At 40.7% G+C, this 16920-nt stretch carries 17 protein-coding genes; 16 read left to right on the forward strand and 1 reads right to left on the reverse strand.

The genetic code is table 11. The annotated features are described in order from the left end of the window. Nucleotides 1-99 precede the first annotated feature (99 nt). From remA to spoVM, 13 genes are all read left to right on the forward strand, one after another. Complete coding sequence (gene remA, locus KO561_RS08585; RefSeq protein WP_093210849.1) at nucleotides 100-360, forward strand: extracellular matrix/biofilm regulator RemA; 261 nt, start codon at nucleotides 100-102, stop codon at nucleotides 358-360. A gap of 16 nt (nucleotides 361-376) precedes the next feature. Continuing rightward, nucleotides 377-997 (forward strand): guanylate kinase, encoded by a 621-nt coding sequence (gene gmk / locus KO561_RS08590; RefSeq protein ID WP_231096694.1) that lies wholly within the window; start codon nucleotides 377-379, stop codon nucleotides 995-997. Then, nucleotides 994-1197: a DNA-directed RNA polymerase subunit omega gene (rpoZ, locus tag KO561_RS08595; RefSeq protein ID WP_231096695.1), complete on the forward strand. Its 204-nt coding sequence runs from the start codon at nucleotides 994-996 to the stop codon at nucleotides 1195-1197. The genes gmk and rpoZ overlap by 4 nt, the downstream gene beginning before the upstream one ends. A 139-nt stretch (nucleotides 1198-1336) precedes the next feature. Further along, a complete protein-coding gene (coaBC, locus tag KO561_RS08600) occupies nucleotides 1337-2551 on the forward strand; it encodes a bifunctional phosphopantothenoylcysteine decarboxylase/phosphopantothenate--cysteine ligase CoaBC (RefSeq protein WP_231096696.1) in 1215 nt (404 codons plus the stop codon). Further along, nucleotides 2548-4956 (forward strand): primosomal protein N', encoded by a 2409-nt coding sequence (gene priA / locus KO561_RS08605; RefSeq protein WP_231096697.1) that lies wholly within the window; start codon nucleotides 2548-2550, stop codon nucleotides 4954-4956. Before coaBC ends, priA begins: the two co-directional genes overlap by 4 nt. 12 nt (nucleotides 4957-4968) lie before the next feature. Further along, on the forward strand, nucleotides 4969-5907 hold the full coding sequence (gene fmt, locus KO561_RS08610) for a methionyl-tRNA formyltransferase (protein WP_231096698.1): 939 nt from the start codon (nucleotides 4969-4971) through the stop codon (nucleotides 5905-5907). Between the two features lies 1 nt (nucleotide 5908). Next, nucleotides 5909-7258: a 16S rRNA (cytosine(967)-C(5))-methyltransferase RsmB gene (rsmB, locus tag KO561_RS08615; protein WP_231096699.1), complete on the forward strand. Its 1350-nt coding sequence runs from the start codon at nucleotides 5909-5911 to the stop codon at nucleotides 7256-7258. A gap of 275 nt (nucleotides 7259-7533) precedes the next feature. Further along, nucleotides 7534-8289 (forward strand): Stp1/IreP family PP2C-type Ser/Thr phosphatase, encoded by a 756-nt coding sequence (locus KO561_RS08620; protein WP_231096700.1) that lies wholly within the window; start codon nucleotides 7534-7536, stop codon nucleotides 8287-8289. After that, entirely contained in the window at nucleotides 8289-10289 is a 2001-nt protein-coding gene (gene pknB / locus KO561_RS08625; RefSeq protein WP_231096701.1) for a Stk1 family PASTA domain-containing Ser/Thr kinase, read from the forward strand. Before KO561_RS08620 ends, pknB begins: the two co-directional genes overlap by 1 nt. A 4-nt stretch (nucleotides 10290-10293) precedes the next feature. After that, entirely contained in the window at nucleotides 10294-11175 is an 882-nt protein-coding gene (gene rsgA, locus KO561_RS08630; protein WP_231096702.1) for a ribosome small subunit-dependent GTPase A, read from the forward strand. Nucleotides 11176-11177: 2 nt separating this feature from the next. Further along, on the forward strand, nucleotides 11178-11828 hold the full coding sequence (gene rpe, locus KO561_RS08635) for a ribulose-phosphate 3-epimerase (RefSeq protein ID WP_231096703.1): 651 nt from the start codon (nucleotides 11178-11180) through the stop codon (nucleotides 11826-11828). Between the two features lie 150 nt (nucleotides 11829-11978). After that, the gene (locus KO561_RS08640; RefSeq protein WP_231096704.1) at nucleotides 11979-12632 is read left to right on the forward strand and encodes a thiamine diphosphokinase; all 654 of its coding nucleotides are present in this window, start codon (nucleotides 11979-11981) and stop codon (nucleotides 12630-12632) included. A 115-nt stretch (nucleotides 12633-12747) separates the two neighbouring features. After that, on the forward strand, nucleotides 12748-12828 hold the full coding sequence (gene spoVM, locus KO561_RS08645; RefSeq protein ID WP_231097077.1) for a stage V sporulation protein SpoVM: 81 nt from the start codon (nucleotides 12748-12750) through the stop codon (nucleotides 12826-12828). 99 nt (nucleotides 12829-12927) lie between these two features. Here the strand turns inward: spoVM and rpmB are convergent, their stop codons facing one another. Further along, nucleotides 12928-13116 carry a 50S ribosomal protein L28 gene (rpmB, locus tag KO561_RS08650; RefSeq protein WP_143893419.1) on the reverse strand — a complete coding sequence of 63 codons (189 nt, stop codon included), beginning with the start codon at nucleotides 13114-13116 and terminating at the stop codon, nucleotides 12928-12930. Nucleotides 13117-13467: 351 nt separating this feature from the next. Here rpmB and KO561_RS08655 point away from each other — a divergent pair, with 351 nt between their 5' ends. The 3 genes from KO561_RS08655 (at nucleotide 13468) to sdaAB (ending at nucleotide 16902) form a co-directional block, all read left to right on the forward strand. Continuing rightward, nucleotides 13468-13827: an Asp23/Gls24 family envelope stress response protein gene (locus KO561_RS08655; protein WP_231096705.1), complete on the forward strand. Its 360-nt coding sequence runs from the start codon at nucleotides 13468-13470 to the stop codon at nucleotides 13825-13827. Between the two features lie 80 nt (nucleotides 13828-13907). Then, on the forward strand, nucleotides 13908-15572 hold the full coding sequence (locus KO561_RS08660) for a DAK2 domain-containing protein (protein WP_231096706.1): 1665 nt from the start codon (nucleotides 13908-13910) through the stop codon (nucleotides 15570-15572). Between the two features lie 667 nt (nucleotides 15573-16239). Continuing rightward, a complete protein-coding gene (gene sdaAB / locus KO561_RS08665; protein WP_231096707.1) occupies nucleotides 16240-16902 on the forward strand; it encodes an L-serine ammonia-lyase, iron-sulfur-dependent subunit beta in 663 nt (220 codons plus the stop codon). Nucleotides 16903-16920 lie beyond the last annotated feature (18 nt).

Raw genomic sequence — 16920 nt, forward strand, 5'->3', positions numbered from 1 at the left:
TATAGCTTTTATCACGAACTAAAAGGGTGAATCTTTGAAACGAAAGAGATTTATCTATAGAATAGATGTATTAGGCAATCGGGACAAGGGGGAGTAAACATGAGTTTACGCTTAATAAACATAGGATTTGGAAATGTAGTATCTGCTAATCGAATAATTTCAATCGTTTCGCCCGAATCAGCTCCCATAAAGCGGATTATTACGGTGGCGCGAGATAATAATAAACTGGTAGATGCTACATATGGACGCCGTACAAGAGCGGTTATCATAACAGACAGTGATCATGTTGTATTATCAGCGGTACAACCAGAAACTGTCGGGCAACGTGTCATTAGCCATGATGAGATTTCTGACGAATAGGTAGGAGGAAGAATCATTGATTGAAAAGAAAGGAATATTGTTCGTTTTATCTGGCCCATCCGGTGTAGGGAAAGGAACAGTAAGAAAAGCACTTTTTGATAAATCTACAGACTTAAAGTATTCGATTTCCATGACTACCAGAGCCAGTCGAGCAGGTGAGGTTGATGGAGTGGACTATTTCTTTAAATCAAAAGAAGAGTTCGAGTCCATGATCGAACAAAATCAATTGTTAGAGTACGCCGAATATGTAGGGAACTATTACGGAACACCAAGGGAGTATGTGGAAAAAACGTTACAAGAAGGAAAAGACGTTTTTCTAGAAATAGAAGTGCAAGGTGCTCTACAGGTGAAGAAGAATTTTCCGCAAGGTGTATTTATTTTTCTCTTCCCACCTAGTTTAGAAGAGTTAAAAAATCGAATTATTAACCGAGGAACGGAAACGGAGGATTTAGTCCGGAATCGTTTGCTTGCAGCAAGAGAGGAAATTGAAATGATGGACGCGTATGATTACGTAGTCGTCAATGATCAAATTGAATTAGCAGTAGACAAAATACAAGCAATCGTTCAAAGTGAACATTGTAAACGGGAACGAGTGGCTCAAGAATATAAAAAAGCTTTGGAGGCGGATTTTTCATGATGCTAGAACCATCTATTGATGCTTTACAAGAGAAAATAAATTCTAAATACACGTTGGTTACCTTGTCGGCACGCCGTGCTAGACAAATGCAGGAAACCAAGCGAGTACACGTAGAAAACCCTAAGTCTCACAAATATGTGGGAATAGCATTAGAAGAGATCCAAGCAGATAAGCTTTATTACGAAGCAGCGGAAGAATAAGGTTGAAGAAAGATAGCTCTCACTTTCAAAGGAAGGTGGGGGCTTCTTCTATGAAAAGCCTACAGACGTTTTCGATTTATGATATCGACAAATTTATGGTATAAATAGATTATTAATGGAGACGGAAAGGGGAAGCGAAATGTTAAACGGTACGAACATTTTACTGGGAGTTTCAGGTGGAATCGCAGCTTATAAGGCATGTGCTTTAACGAGTAAGTTAACCCAACAAGGAGCGAGCGTAAAAGTAATTATGACGGAGAGTGCAACTCAGTTTGTTTCCCCGCTGACGTTTCAGGCGCTTTCTCGGAATCCAGTATATACAGACACGTTTGATGAAAAGAATCCGGCAAAGATTGCACATATTGATCTCGCAGATTGGGCCGATCTTGTAATGTTAGCACCAGCAACTGCTAACATTATTGGCAAACTAGCAAACGGGATATCTGATGATATGTTATCGACCACTTTATTAGCGACTACAGCCCCTATTTACATAGCACCAGCCATGAATGTACATATGTATGGACACCCGGCTGTCATAGAAAATATGAAAAAATTAGACGGATGGGGATATAAGTTTATCGAACCTGGAAGTGGATATTTGGCTTGTGGCTACGTTGGAAAAGGACGTCTGGAAGAACCTGAAACCATTGTGGATATTTTAAACAAGGATTTCCATCAAAACATAGACCAGACCTTTTTCACCGGCAAAAAGGTCTTAATATCTGGCGGTCCAACACGGGAAGCAGTTGACCCAGTTCGATTTTTCACCAATCATTCGTCTGGAAAGATGGGTTTTGCGTTGGCGGAGGAATTGGCGAATCTAGGGGCAGAAGTTACCCTTGTAACAGGTCCTGTAAAGCTTGAAACACCTAAAAACGTACAAAGAGTGGATGTCGAATCAGCCGAAGAGATGTATCAAGCCATCATGGAGCATTATCCAACTCAAGAGCTTGTAATAAAAGCTGCTGCCGTAGCGGATTACCGACCGAAATTGGTTTATGATCAGAAAATGAAAAAGTCCGATGGGACCCTAATGATCGAAATGGAAAGAACGAAAGATATCCTGAAAGAATTAGGAGAACGCAAGAATGGTCAATTTTTAGTAGGGTTTGCAGCAGAGACAGAAAACGTATTAGAATACGGACAAAAAAAGCTGGAGAAAAAGAACCTGGATGCGATTGTAGTGAATGACATCACCGAGCAAGGGTCAGGATTTGGTGGCGATACGAATGCTGTTACGTATCTAAATAAGCGTGGTGAGCAGAAGAAGCTTCCGATGTCTTCCAAAAAGGAAGTATCTAAACAGCTTTTACAGTTAATAGAATCTGATATGAAGGATGGACGAGCGTGACAATTGCAAGGGTAGTGGTGGATGTTCCATCAAGTCAAACCGACCGAATCTTTGATTATCGCATTCCAGAGCGTTTCGAAGCAGCTATTCAAGAGGGGATGAGAGTAATCGTTCCGTTTGGTCCACGGAAAATTATGGGCTATGTGCTGGAGATTACCGATCATACAGAGCTTGAAAAAGTACGAGACATTGAGAGTGTCATGGATATTACGCCTGTACTAACAAAGGAACTAATCCAGTTAGGTAAATGGATGTCCAATCATACACTTAGTTTTTATATTTCTTCCTTTCAAGTGATGCTACCACAGGTTTTAAAAGCAAAATACAAAAAAGAATTGCATCGCTTGACTGAGGAGGATTTACCAGAGGACTTGCAACAATTATTTGCAGGAAGGGACTATCTTGATTTTGATGAAGTGGAGAAGAGCTCGATCCCATTAAGTCGTGTACAACGACTCATCCAAGAAGGTTTGCTAGAGGTTAATTATCAAGTAGACTCAAAAGAAACGAAAAAATATGAAACGATAATTGCTAGAAAGGGATCATTGTTAGAATTAGAAGAGGCGATGGTCGATTTACCGAAACAAGCAACGAAACAATGGGACATCCTTCGATACTTTTCAGAAAAAGAGGTAGAAGAAGTAAGTCAGAAAGCGTTGTTGTCTATACTGAAAACAACAAGAGCCAGTGTAAAACCTTTGCTAGACAAAGGAATACTGCGAAAGTATAAGAAGGAGATTTACCGTAATCCGTATAAAGTGGATTATCCGAAGACAACAGCACTTCCACTCACGGAGCAACAGCAGGAAGCGAAAGATGCGATACAAGCCAATCTTGCAAAGCGAGAGCACGAGGTTTTCCTTTTACATGGTGTCACCGGAAGTGGGAAAACAGAGGTGTACTTGCAAGCCATTCAAGAAGTAGTCGATCGTGGACAAGAAGCTATTGTACTAGTTCCTGAAATTTCGCTCACTCCACAAATGGTAGAGCGATTTAAAGGTAGATTTGGGTCACATGTAGCGGTTCTACATAGTGCCTTATCTGCTGGGGAGAAATACGACGAATGGCGGAAGATTCAAAGAAAAGAAGTGAAAGTCGCTGTTGGCGCACGTTCTGCAATCTTTGCTCCGTTTGAAAACATTGGGATTATCATTATTGATGAAGAGCATGAATCTAGTTATAAGCAGGATGATCATCCACGTTACCATGCACGTGACGTAGCGATTTATCGTGGACAACATCACCGTTGCCCTATCATTTTAGGAAGTGCTACACCGACTCTTGAATCCTTTGCTCGTGCTAAAAAAGGAGTCTATCAGCTACTTTCCTTACCAGATCGCATGAACAAGGCGGCCATGCCAGAGGTTCAAGTCATCGATATGCGAGAAGAATTGCATGCCGGGAACAGATCTATGTTTTCTAAGCCATTAATTTCGGCTATTGAGGACCGATTAGAAAAGAAACAGCAAATCGTTCTTTTCTTAAACCGAAGAGGGTATTCGACATTTGTAATGTGTAGAGACTGTGGTCATGTGATGGAATGCCCCCATTGCGATATTGCATTAACGTATCATAGAACCCAGAACAAGCTAAAATGTCATTATTGTTCGTACGAGGAAAATATGCCCTTACAATGTCCGGAATGTTCTAGTGATACGATTCGTTATTTTGGTACGGGTACCCAAAAAGTAGAAGAAGCGTTGACGAAGCTTCTACCTGAAGCTCGTGTAATTCGTATGGATGTCGATACTACGAGAAGAAAAGGAGCACATGAAGCGCTCCTTACCAAGTTTGCGAATCATGAGGCTGATATTTTACTAGGTACACAGATGATAGCGAAGGGATTAGATTTTGCAAATGTGACCTTAGTTGGGGTTCTTGCTGCTGATACGATGCTACATCTACCAGATTTCCGGGCTGCTGAGAAGACTTTTCAACTATTAACACAAGTAAGTGGGAGAGCTGGAAGACATACTTTACCAGGTGAGGTTATTGTACAAACATACACTCCGGAGCATTACAGCATCCAATTAGCGAGCACGTATAAATTTGAGACGTTTTTCCAACAGGAGATGCAGGTAAGGAGGGCGTTTCATTATCCTCCATACTTTTATTTAACACTTATCACGGTATCTCACCCGAATCAAGTGAAAGCCATGGATGTAACAAAGCAAATTGCCCAAGCTTTATCGCAAACCTTAACTCAGCAATCCACGATCTTAGGGCCAACTCCATCTCCAATTGCGAGAATCAAAAATAGATATCGCTATCAATGCGTGATAAAATACAAAAACGAACCTAATCAAAGGGAAAACTTGAAAAAAATCTTACAGAAATATGAAGCGGATATTCAAAAGAATGACTTATTAATTAGTGTAGATTTACAACCAAGCCAGCTCATGTAGAAAGGAGTTATTATGAAACGTGTTGTATTTATGGGAACACCAGATTTTGCTGTTCCTGTCCTTCATCAATTAGCAAAAGAAGACGTAGAGGTCGTTTTAGTGGTCACACAACCGGACCGACCCAAAGGAAGAAAGAAAATATTAACTCCACCACCTGTCAAAGTGGCGGCGGAAGAATTAGGGATTCCTGTTTTTCAACCTGAGAAGATTAAAGAAGATTTTGAAAAAGTGTTGGAATACAAGCCAGACCTGATCGTAACGGCAGCATTTGGACAGATTTTACCAAAACCTTTACTAGAAGCACCGGTGCTTGGATGTATTAATGTGCATGCCTCCTTGTTGCCTGAATTACGTGGTGGAGCACCGATTCACTATGCCATTTTACAAGGGAAAAGTGAAACCGGAATTACCATTATGTATATGGTTGAAAAGCTCGATGCTGGAGATATTATTACACAAGCGAGCCTCCCAATTGAACAGACTGATCATGTAGGTACGCTTCATGATAAACTTTCTCAGCTCGGTGCACAGCTTCTTCATGATACACTGCCAGGATTATTTGAAGGGAAGTGGACGCCGGAGAAACAAGACGAAGAGAAGGCGACATTTGCTTCCAACATTAAACGAGAACAAGAAAAGCTTGACTGGAAAAAGCCGCATACGGAAGTGTATAACCATATTCGAGGACTACACCCTTGGCCGGTAGCGTTCACCTATTATCAAGGGAAAGGGATGAAAGTTTGGTGGGGAGAAGAAGTTGCTCATAGCTATGAAGAAAGCCCAGGGACGGTTGTCGAGGTGAAAGAGGATGGATTTGTCGTCGTTTGTGGTAACCAAAAAGGGATAAAAATTACGGAGCTCCAGCCTTCTGGCAAGAAGAGGATGAAAGCTTCGGATTTCTTAAGAGGAGTCGGAAATCAACTTCAAGTTGGAGATAGGTTAGGAGAATAAGATGGCACAACAAAAATTACGAGAAGCGGCGTTAGAATTGCTCATTCGAATTGGGGAGCACGGTGGTTTCAGTCATTTGTTAATCGACCAAGCGATAAAAAAGAATGCGTTTGATCGAAGAGATGAAGCGTTACTCACTGAAATCGTATATGGAACAATCCAAAGAAAGCTAACGCTAGAATACTATCTTTCTCACTTTGTCGATGGGAAAAAGAAAATGGATGCTTGGGTGAAATGGCTGTTATGGATGTCGATGTATCAAATGATTTATTTAGATAAGATTCCGGACCATGCAATTTTAAATGAAGCGGTTGATATTTCTAAAAAACGCGGTCATAAAGGAATCTCTTCTCTTGTAAACGGTGTCCTTCGTAATGTTCAGAGAAAAGGGCTCCCTGATATGAATGGCATTACAGACCCAGCTCGTAGATTAAGCCTTTCCACAAGTCATCCGGAATGGCTTGTTCGAAGATGGCTAACGTTTTACGGGGAACAAATTACCGTGGAAATGTGTCAAGCAAACCTAACCCATAAGCCAATGAGCGTTCGTGTTCAGCCTTTAAAATTAACACGACAGGAAGCGATGGAAGAATTAGAAGCGGAAGGATTGAAGGTAGAGCCTTCTATTTTCTCATCTCAAGGCATCATTATTTGTGAAGGAAATGTATTAAGGACCAAGCTTTTTCAGGAACATAATCTGTCGGTCCAAGACCAAAGCTCCATGCTTGTAGCAGAAATGCTAGAGGTAGAACCTGATATGACTGTACTAGACGCATGCAGTGCACCTGGGGGAAAAACGACCCATATTGCGGAGAAAATGCAAAATCTAGGAGCTGTCCATGCTTATGACTTACATGAGAAAAAAGCAAAACTAGTGACGAAACGAGCCACTGAATTGGAATTGTCGATTATCGAGGCCAAGCAAGCGGATTCCAGGCAACTACAGGACCTACATGAAAAGGAAAGCTTTGATCGAATATTATTGGATGCTCCATGCTCAGGGTTAGGTGTTTTGAGAGGGAAGCCGGATATTAAATACCACAAGCGGGAAGAGGATGTTCGTACACTAGCTGCTATCCAGTTAGAATTATTGGAAAGTGTATGCCCATTACTAAAGAAAGATGGTAAACTATTATATAGCACGTGTACGGTAGATAAAGATGAAAATGAACAAAACATCGAGCGGTTTCTACAACTGCATCCAGAATTTGAAGTAGACTCTACCTTCACCACACAATTACCAACTCCTTTGCAAGAGTCTATTGGGTTATCAGCTTATGGGCTACAGCTGTTTCCATTTGAGTTTGATACAGATGGGTTCTTTTTGACGAGACTTGTGAAAAAGAAATAACAAAAGCGCAAGCGCCCGGTTAGCAACGTACGGACTGGACTGAACCGTCGGAGATAAAGGAAACACGATGAGCAAATGCGAATCGATGTTGACTTATCGGACAGAGGTGAGGGAAGTCTCGCTAGTTGCTGGGCGCTGGAGCTGGACGTGGCTATTGCAGTATGTTATCCACACCAGATAAATTTTAATTTCCTGGTGTAAAAAAGGAAATTCAAGTATGAATGCATGCTTAGGTGGTAATTGTGTTAAAGAAGCGCCAAGAGGAGAATGATAGAATGAACGGTTTTTTTTCTACGGATAAAGGGCAAGTACGAAATCACAATGAAGATTCAGGTGGTTTATTTTATAATCAATCCAACCAACTGTTAGCCGTTATTGCAGATGGGATGGGTGGACATAAAGCTGGTGACGTGGCAAGCCAAATGGCAACACAGGCACTACGCGAACAATGGGAGCAAAAAGACGAAATTCCTTCCCCAGACGTGGCAGAAGAATGGCTCCGGTCAACAATCACGGAAATTAATGAAACAGTGTTTAGCTTTGCGCAGGAAAACGAGGACTGCAAAGGGATGGGAACTACTATCGTTTCCGTCATTTGTACAGATGAATTTGTAACTGTCGCTCATATTGGTGATAGTCGTTGCTATCTTGCTAATAATCAAGGCTTTAAGCAAATAACTGAGGATCATTCCTTAGTGAATGAACTCGTGCGTTCTGGTCAAATAACGAAAGATGACGCAGAACATCATCCTCGTAAAAATGTGTTGCTGAAAGCACTTGGTACAGAGCAAGCAGTAGGAATGGATGTGCAATCTATTGGCTGGGATAAAAATAACAAGTTGTTGCTTTGCTCAGATGGCCTATCTAATAAAATCGAGGAACATGAACTACAAGCTTATTTAGAAGAAGAAATTTCTCTGCAGGAAATAGCAGAAAAACTAGTGTACATAGCAAATGAAAGAGGCGGGGAAGACAATATTTCACTCGTACTAGTAGCGTATGATGGCACAGCGGAAGAGGGTGACTCATAGTGCTCACTGGAAGGACTCTCAATGATCGTTACAAAATCCAAGAAGCTATTGGTGGAGGCGGAATGGCCAACGTATATCTGGCCAGAGACCTTATTCTTGAACGGGATGTAGCGATAAAAGTACTACGGCTAGAATATGCCAATGACGAAGAGTTTATTGCTCGTTTTCATCGGGAAGCTCAATCAGCTACCAGTCTGTCTCATCCGAATATCGTCAATATTTATGATGTCGGAGAAGAGGACGGTATTTACTTCATGGCGATGGAATATGTAGATGGGATGACACTTAAGAAGTACATTCAAACATATGGTCCAGTAGATGTTGAGGAATCCATCGATATCATGAAGCAATTAACATCAGCGATGGCCCATGCCCATGCGAATGAAATTGTCCACCGGGATATCAAGCCTCAAAATATTTTAATTGATCAGTATGGTCAAGTGAAAGTAACTGACTTTGGAATCGCCGTAGCCTTGACCGCTACCTCCCTGACGCAAACAAATTCGGTGCTAGGTTCCGTTCATTATTTATCGCCGGAGCAGGCGCGCGGTGGCATGGCGACCAAAAAATCCGATGTCTACTCGTTAGGGATTGTGTTTTTCGAGCTTCTAACGGGCAGACTGCCGTTTTCTGGACAAACTGCTGTATCGATTGCCTTAAAACACTTACAAACCGAAACACCGTCTATTAGAAGATGGTTACCAGATGTTCCGCAAAGTGTAGAAAATATTGTGCTGAAATCTACTTCAAAGGATCCGTTCCTTCGTTATGACAATGTGTATGATATGGAGGCAGATTTAGAAACAGCTTTAGACCCGGACCGATTAGACGAGCCTAAATTTTCTCCACCAATTGATGCTGGAGAAGAAACAAAAGCGATTCCGATTATCCGTGATGAGGATTTTCGTCACCAATCGAAACAGGACACGTTGATTCATGATACAAAGAACGGCAAACCCAATAAGAAAGCGCAAGAAGAAACAGGGAAAAATGGTCGGAAGAAAAAACGGAAGAAGGCTATTATTTGGGTATCTTCCATCCTTGTCATTCTGTTGGGAGCGATTGTCGCAGCATTATTTATTTTACCGACCCTTCTTCAACCAGATGATGTAAAAATACCAGATGTTGCTGGGAAAGAATACGAGGAAGCACTTCGTGAATTAAATGAGAAAAACCTACAAGTGACAAGGGAAGAGATAAATTCGGATGAAGTACCAGAAGGATATGTGGTGAAAACTGATCCTAAAGCAGGGATGCAAGTGAAAGAAGGCTCAAAAGTAACCGTATTTACGAGTCAAGGACAGGAAAAAGTAGAGTTTGAAGATTATGTTGGTAGAGATTCTAGTCAAATTGAAAACCTACTGACGCAGTTAGGTTTTAAAGAGGTTATTTTTTACGAAAAGTTCTCCGAAGAACCTGCTGGACAAATTATTACGCAAATTCAGCCACAACCAGGTACAGAGGTTATTCCTGAAGACACCAATGTTATTTTTGAGATAAGTAAAGGTCCAGAGTTAGTTACGTTACAAAGCTTAGAAGGAATGACCGAAGAAGAAGCGACATCTTACTTATCGAACCAGGATTTATCTGTTGAAGTATCCGAGGAAAACCATGATTCTGTACCAGAGGGTAACGTCATTCGTCAAAGCCCTAGTGCTGGTCAGGATGTGGAAAAGCAGTCAATCGTGGAAATCGTTATATCGAAGGGACCGAAGGAACTTCCTCCAGTTAATCATACGGTTAGTGTGACCGTTCCATATACCGGTGCTAATGGAAATGGTAATGGAAACGGCAATGGTCAAAAACAAGAAGTTCGCATCTACGTAGGTGACATGAATAACGATATAACGCAGCTCTACAATCAACAAACGATCTCAAAAAATACAGACTTTAAAATAAAACTTACGATACCGCCAAACGGTTCCGCTCAGTATAAAGTAATGCGAGATGACGATGTGGTAATTGACAAAACGGTATCCTATGAAGATGTGGAAGGGTGAGTAAATGGCAGAAGGGAGAATTATAAAAGCTTTAAGTGGCTTTTATTACGTGCAATCGGATAATCGTGTGTTTCAATGTCGAGGTAGAGGGGTTTTCCGTAAGAATAAGGTGACGCCTTTAGTTGGTGATGTTGTAGATTTTGACGAAAGCAACCCAGGAGAAGGCTATATCCAAAAGGTTTATTCTCGAAAAAATGAATTAGTTCGACCTCCGATTGCAAATATCGATCAAGCGGTTATTGTTACTTCTGCCTCTCAGCCTGATTTTAGTACTTTACTTTTAGATCGGTTCTTAGTGTTAATAGAATCCAAAAATATTCAACCTATTATTTTTGTATCCAAAATGGATATGGTGTCTGAAGATGAGGCGAAAAGGATTCTGCAATGTAAAGAGGATTATGAGAAAATAGGCTATCCTGTTCAACTCATTACGACGAAGGATCCGGACCAAATGAATGAAATTGTTCCTTACTTTAAAGAAAAGATTACAGTTATAGCTGGTCAATCTGGTGTAGGGAAATCTTCCATGTTGAACACCATCAACCCAGTTTTTAATTTGGAAACAAACGAAATTTCTGAAAGTCTTGGACGCGGAAAGCATACGACGAGACATGTGGAATTGTTAGAAGTGAGTGGTGGCCTTGTTGCGGATACACCAGGGTTTAGTTCCTTGGAATTTAATGAATTAGAATTAGAGGAACTTCCCGATTGTTTTCCAGAGATGCGGGAACGTAGGGATGAATGCAAGTTTAGAGGATGCATGCATAATAAAGAACCAAAATGTGCGGTGAAGGCCGCAGTAGATAGTGGAGAAATTCCTACTTATCGTTACGAGCATTACTTATCATTTGTTGAAGAAATTCAATCGAGAAAGCCGAGGTATTGAACATGGTGAAAATTGCACCTTCTATTTTATCCGCAAATTTTTCTATTTTAAAAGAGGAAATTCAAGATGTAGAAAAAGGAGGAGCGGACTATATCCATGTGGACGCGATGGATGGACACTTCGTTCCAAATATTACGATAGGCCCTCTAATTGTTGATGCGATACGGCCGATTACAGAACTACCTCTTGACGTTCATTTAATGATTGAAAATCCAGATACGTATATTCCAGATTTTGCGAAAGCTGGGGCAGATATTATTACGGTACATCAAGAGGCATGTCCGCATCTACACCGAACCATACACCTTATCAAGGAATATGGAGTAAAAGCTGGAGTTGTGATTAATCCAGCTACTCCAGTGGAAACAATTAAACCAATCCTTCCGGATGTTGATTTAGTCTTGTTAATGACGGTAAATCCAGGATTCGGCGGGCAATCGTTTATATCAAGTGTATTACCGAAGATTAAAGAAGTTGCGGCTCTCAAGGAACAGCTAGGTGCCCATTATGAAATTGAAGTGGATGGTGGTGTCAACGTATCCACGGCAAAGCTTTGCATGGATGCTGGAGCGAATGTTTTAGTTGCCGGAAGTGCTGTGTTTGGGCAAGAGGATCGACAAGAAGCTATAAGTATGATTCGAAATAGCCAGTAACGGAAGGTTGCCAACCAGGCAACCTTTTTTCTCCTACCAGGAAGTATATTTGACCTTGTAGATAGGATTAGGAACATAGGTAAGCGTAACTAGGCTTTGCCTGCGCCTTCTTTGCTTTGCCAATTTTTCTTTAGGTTTGGAGGGGATGTAATGGAACGAATAATTGGAATTGTGGCTGGTGGTCCAAAAAGCCATCTTCCTACCTTAACTCAGTATGAATCTCAAGTTACGACATGGATCGGTGTGGATAGAGGTGCTTTTTATCTTATAGAAAAGGGTATATCCCCGAACATTGCTATCGGTGATTTTGATTCTGTATCGGAATCAGAACAAAATAGGATAATGTCACACGCATCGGAATATCTTGCATATCCTATAGAAAAGGATGAAACTGACTTAGAGTTAGCTGTAGAGAAAGCCGTCTCCCTTCAACCAGACTCTATTTTATTTTTTGGGGTTACAGGAGGGAGATTGGATCATAGTTTGGCGAATGTTCAATTGTTGATGACGTTATGGAAACGGGACATACCTTCTAAAATGGTCGATGCAGGTAATGTGTTAGAAATAAAGGGACCTGGGAAGCATATCATTGAAAAAGACGACAATCATCCTAATGTTTCATTTATACCATTTACCGAACAAGTTATAGGCATAAGTTTGGACGGTTTCTACTATAAATTAACTAATAGAACAATTTCCTGGGGATCTACGTTATGTATTTCAAACAAGCTTATTTCAGAAAAAGGTACTTTTTCCTTCAAAGAAGGCATATTAATTGTAATAAAGAGCCGAGATGTACAATAAGGCAATGGATTACATCGCGTAGAACTTATTTGAATCATTTTCTAATTCTTACCGGCTACCATTTAAGTATGGCAGTTTCATTTATTGCTATTTGTAGAAGAGGAGGGGGAACAATATGAAATTCTATACCTTTAAACTCCCGAGGTTCATTGGTGGCTTTGTACGCGCAATCATGGGAACCATTAAAAAAGACTAGCAAGACAAAAGTACTGCACTATGAAACAAAAAAGGCACCCGTTTGGGTGCTTTTTTTGCAAAAGATATATCTTTTTCTCATGTCATGCATTCAAACTTATTAAACGCGTTCTACTTTGCCAGATTTAAGAGCACGAGCAGATACATAAACACGCTTAGGTTTTCCATCAACCATAATGCGTACTTTTTGAACGTTTGCTTTCCAGTTACGTTTGTTAGCGTTCATGGCATGAGAACGGCTGTTACCTGAAGTAGTTTTACGGCCTGTCACAACACATTTGCGTCCCATGTTTATCCCTCCTAATGACCATGTATAACTTTAAATACTATAACAATTTACCATACGGGTAACATAAATGCAACGATTCCTTTCAAGAAAACTTACTTGACAGAAAAGCGGATTTCGTCCATTGTATAAAGGGGTTATTTGTCCAACTAAGTTAAATTTTACATGAAAAGGTCTTCTAATCGGATAGGGCGATGTAAATCAAGTCTCATTAAAAGGGCGAACAGGATCATTCATCAAGAAGTTGTGCAGACAGAGTATTCCTTCTGTTCGTTAAGTGAAACTGCTTTCAGTTTTGTTCTTATTATAGTAAAATATCACTAACTTTAGGATAAAGTGAAGGAGGATTCATTTATGTCCATAGAATTGAACACAAATGATGGTCAAATTACAATCACGAACGAGGTTATTTCAACGATCGCTGGTGGAGCCGCCATTGAATGTTACGGCATTGTCGGTATGGCAACCAAAAACCAGCTGAGAGATGGAATAGCTGAGATTCTCCGTAAAGAAAACTTCTCGAAGGGTGTCGTTGTTCGTCAGGATGGAGATCGACTTCACATTGATATGTATATTATCGTGAGCTATGGTACGAAAATATCTGAAGTAGCTCATAATGTTCAATCCCAAGTAAAATATACGTTGGATAAAACACTTGGTCTTTCCATAAGCTCTGTAAATATTTTTATTCAAGGGGTTAGAGTCGTTCAGTAAAAGCAAAAAGCATAACAACGGCTTGCAAATGGAAAGCTGAAGATAAAGATAGACGGTTGTCGATGAAGGAGGAAGTTGTAGTGACGTTAAGAACGTTAGATGGAACTACTTTTGCACAAATGGTACTCTCTGGAGCACACCATTTAACGAACAACGCCAAAATGATTGATTCATTAAACGTATTCCCTGTACCAGACGGAGATACCGGGACGAATATGAATCTTTCCATGACATCTGGAGCGAATGAAGTACGAGAACATACATCAAACCATGCTGGAGAAGTAGCACATTCCCTTGCAAAAGGGTTACTTATGGGTGCGAGAGGAAATTCAGGCGTTATACTTTCCCAACTATTCAGAGGCTTTGCAAAAGGCGTAGAGGGAAAGAAAGAATTAACGGTTGCTGATTTTGCCAATGGTCTTGATGAGGGTGTTAGTACGGCTTACAAGGCGGTAATGAAGCCTGTTGAAGGGACAATCCTTACAGTAGCAAAGGATGCTGCCAAGAAAGCGGTAGAAGTTGCCGATCAAACGGAGGACTTAGTAGAATTTTTTAACAAAGTAATTACAGAGGCAAAAGCTTCATTAAAACGCACACCAGATCTTTTACCTGTCTTAAAAGAAGTTGGAGTAGTCGATAGTGGTGGACAAGGTTTAGTCACTATTTATGAAGGTTTCTATGCTTCTTTAACAGGGGAAGAATTACCGGAATCTGCTTCAAGCGTGAATATTGATGAAATGGTAAATGCAGAACACCATAAACTAGCACAAGATTTTATGGATACTGCAGACATCGAATTCGGGTATTGTACGGAATTCATGGTTAAATTTGAAGAAGATAAATTAAAGAACAATCCTTTTGACGAAGAAGCTTTTCGTAATGAGCTTGGAGATCGTGGGGATTCCTTATTGGTTGTTTCCGATGATGAAATCGTAAAAGTCCACGTTCATGCCGAATATCCTGGGGAAGTACTTACCATTGGGCAGCGTTACGGTAGCCTTATTAACTTAAAAATCGAAAATATGAGAGAACAGCATACTTCGATTGTGGGAGATAAGAAGAAGCCGAAACAAGCAAAGGAAAAAGCGGAGTTTGCCATAGTAACAGTTGCCATGGGAGAAGGGTTAAAGGAATTGCTTGAAAGCCTAGGAGCTACCGTAGTCATCCAAGGTGGTCAAACGATGAACCCGAGTACCAAAGACATTACCGATGCTATCCAACAAGCGAACGCGAAAAATGTTTTAATTCTTCCGAATAACAAAAACATTGTCATGGCTGCAGAGCAAGCAGCTGAGCTTGCTGAAGAAAATGTAGCGGTTGTCCCAACGAAGACTATTCCTCAAGGAATGTCTGCTCTACTAGCTTTCCATCCTGAAGCATCCTTGAATGAAAACAAGGACAGTATGGTAGAAGCGAGTCAGCAAGTGAAGACCGGTCAGATTACGTATGCGGTAAGAGATACACAAATTGATGGAATGTCGATTGAAAACGGTAATTTTATGGGACTTGCTGAAGGGAAAATTGTATCAACGAATAAAAACAAACTAGAAACTACAAAAGAATTATTAACATCGATGATTGACGAAGATGAAGACGAAATCATTACGATTCTTCAAGGGGAAGAAGCAAGTGATGAAGAAGTAAACGAAATAGTGGCATTCTTAGAAGAGCAATTCGAGGATCTAGAGGTTGAAGTCCAACGCGGTGACCAACCCATTTATTCCTTTATTTTTGCAGTAGAATAATAAAGCCAAACCCTTCTATCTCATTCAGGTAGAAGGGTTTTTTTGTGATGGCGACTTTTGGATAATGTTGCTATTTATATAGACGCAAAGAAACAATGACTTTTTTATTCTTTATCAAGTTGACTGCTAATGCGGCGCTGCGGAAAAACACTCGCTTTCCGTGGGGAACGTCTCAGCCTCCTCGCTCGCAAAAAACGCTCACTGTGGGGTCTTCAACTGTTCCTTTCCCACTGGAGTCTCGCATTTTTCCGCAGCTTAGTATGGCATCCTTTTCAAGTGAGAGATATTTCCTGGTCTTTTAATTTTAAAAGGTATAAATAAATGCCCCACTAAATTAGAAAATCTCGATCAGCGCAGGCAGAATATGGAGACTCCTGCGGGAACAGCACGGGGTGAAAGCCCCAGGAAGTGGGTTTCTTCCGAGGAGATTGAGGCCGTGCCCGCGGAAAGCGGAGTATTCTGCCGGAGCGCCGGCATCTAAATCACCACTTATGCCGCATTTTATATCAACTACGAGTTGACATTCAGTACTTGGTAATGGAAGACCCCTCATAAGAAAATTAATAACCGAATCTTCAGAAAAAAACAAACTTATTCCTACATCTTTAGTTATGTTTGAAGAGCAGTTATACTAAAAGTAAGCGGAAACATGAAGGGGGAGGTTATGGTGAAGTTTAAATCAGTATTTGATATTATAGGTCCTGTTATGATTGGGCCATCCAGCTCTCATACCGCAGGTGCAGCGCGAATAGGAAGAGCTGCACGACATTTATTTGGAAAAGAGCCGGAATGGGCAAATATTTACTTTTACGGATCATTTGCAAAGACATATAGAGGTCATGGGACAGACGTTGCCACAGTAGGTGGATTACTTGATTTTGATACCGATGATACACGCATGCGGGATTCTATAGATTTAGCAAAGGAAAAAGGAATGAAGATTCAATTCTTTGAGGATGAAGCTTCTACCGATCACCCAAATACAGCTAGAATTAAACTTGGATATAAAGATGAAACGTTTGAGCTAGTTGGTATATCTATTGGTGGTGGAAAAGTCGAAATTATCGAGCTTAATGGCTTTGAATTACATTTATCCGGTAATCATCCAGCCATTTTGGTAATGCATAATGATAGGTTTGGAGCGATTGCCTCTGTAGCAAATATTTTGGCTAAATATGAAATTAATATTGGGAGAATGGAAGTATCTCGTAAAGACGTCGGGAAAGAAGCCCTAATGACCATAGAGGTTGACCAGAACGTAGATGATAACATCCTAGAAGAACTAAAAGCAGCCGACCACATTTTACAGATTTCTAAAATCGTGGACTAATTGGAGAGGGGTAATAAC

The sequence above is a fragment of the Radiobacillus kanasensis genome (assembly GCF_021049245.1).
In the GTDB taxonomy this organism is placed as follows: domain Bacteria; phylum Bacillota; class Bacilli; order Bacillales; family Amphibacillaceae; genus Radiobacillus; species Radiobacillus kanasensis.

Excerpts from the sequence above, each read along its gene's own strand:
- remA (WP_093210849.1), top strand. The coding sequence starts at position 100 with ATGAGTTTACGCTTAATAAACATAGGATTTGGAAATGTAGTATCTGCT.
- rpe (WP_231096703.1), top strand. The coding sequence starts at position 11,178 with ATGGTGAAAATTGCACCTTCTATTTTATCCGCAAATTTTTCTATTTTA.
- fmt (WP_231096698.1), top strand. The coding sequence starts at position 4,969 with ATGAAACGTGTTGTATTTATGGGAACACCAGATTTTGCTGTTCCTGTC.
- rpmB (WP_143893419.1), bottom strand. The coding sequence starts at position 13,116 with ATGGGACGCAAATGTGTTGTGACAGGCCGTAAAACTACTTCAGGTAAC.
- rsgA (WP_231096702.1), top strand. The coding sequence starts at position 10,294 with ATGGCAGAAGGGAGAATTATAAAAGCTTTAAGTGGCTTTTATTACGTG.
- rsmB (WP_231096699.1), top strand. The coding sequence starts at position 5,909 with ATGGCACAACAAAAATTACGAGAAGCGGCGTTAGAATTGCTCATTCGA.
- coaBC (WP_231096696.1), top strand. The coding sequence starts at position 1,337 with ATGTTAAACGGTACGAACATTTTACTGGGAGTTTCAGGTGGAATCGCA.
- KO561_RS08620 (WP_231096700.1), top strand. The coding sequence starts at position 7,534 with ATGAACGGTTTTTTTTCTACGGATAAAGGGCAAGTACGAAATCACAAT.
- KO561_RS08655 (WP_231096705.1), top strand. The coding sequence starts at position 13,468 with ATGTCCATAGAATTGAACACAAATGATGGTCAAATTACAATCACGAAC.
- rpoZ (WP_231096695.1), top strand. The coding sequence starts at position 994 with ATGATGCTAGAACCATCTATTGATGCTTTACAAGAGAAAATAAATTCT.
- KO561_RS08640 (WP_231096704.1), top strand. The coding sequence starts at position 11,979 with ATGGAACGAATAATTGGAATTGTGGCTGGTGGTCCAAAAAGCCATCTT.
- spoVM (WP_231097077.1), top strand. The coding sequence starts at position 12,748 with ATGAAATTCTATACCTTTAAACTCCCGAGGTTCATTGGTGGCTTTGTA.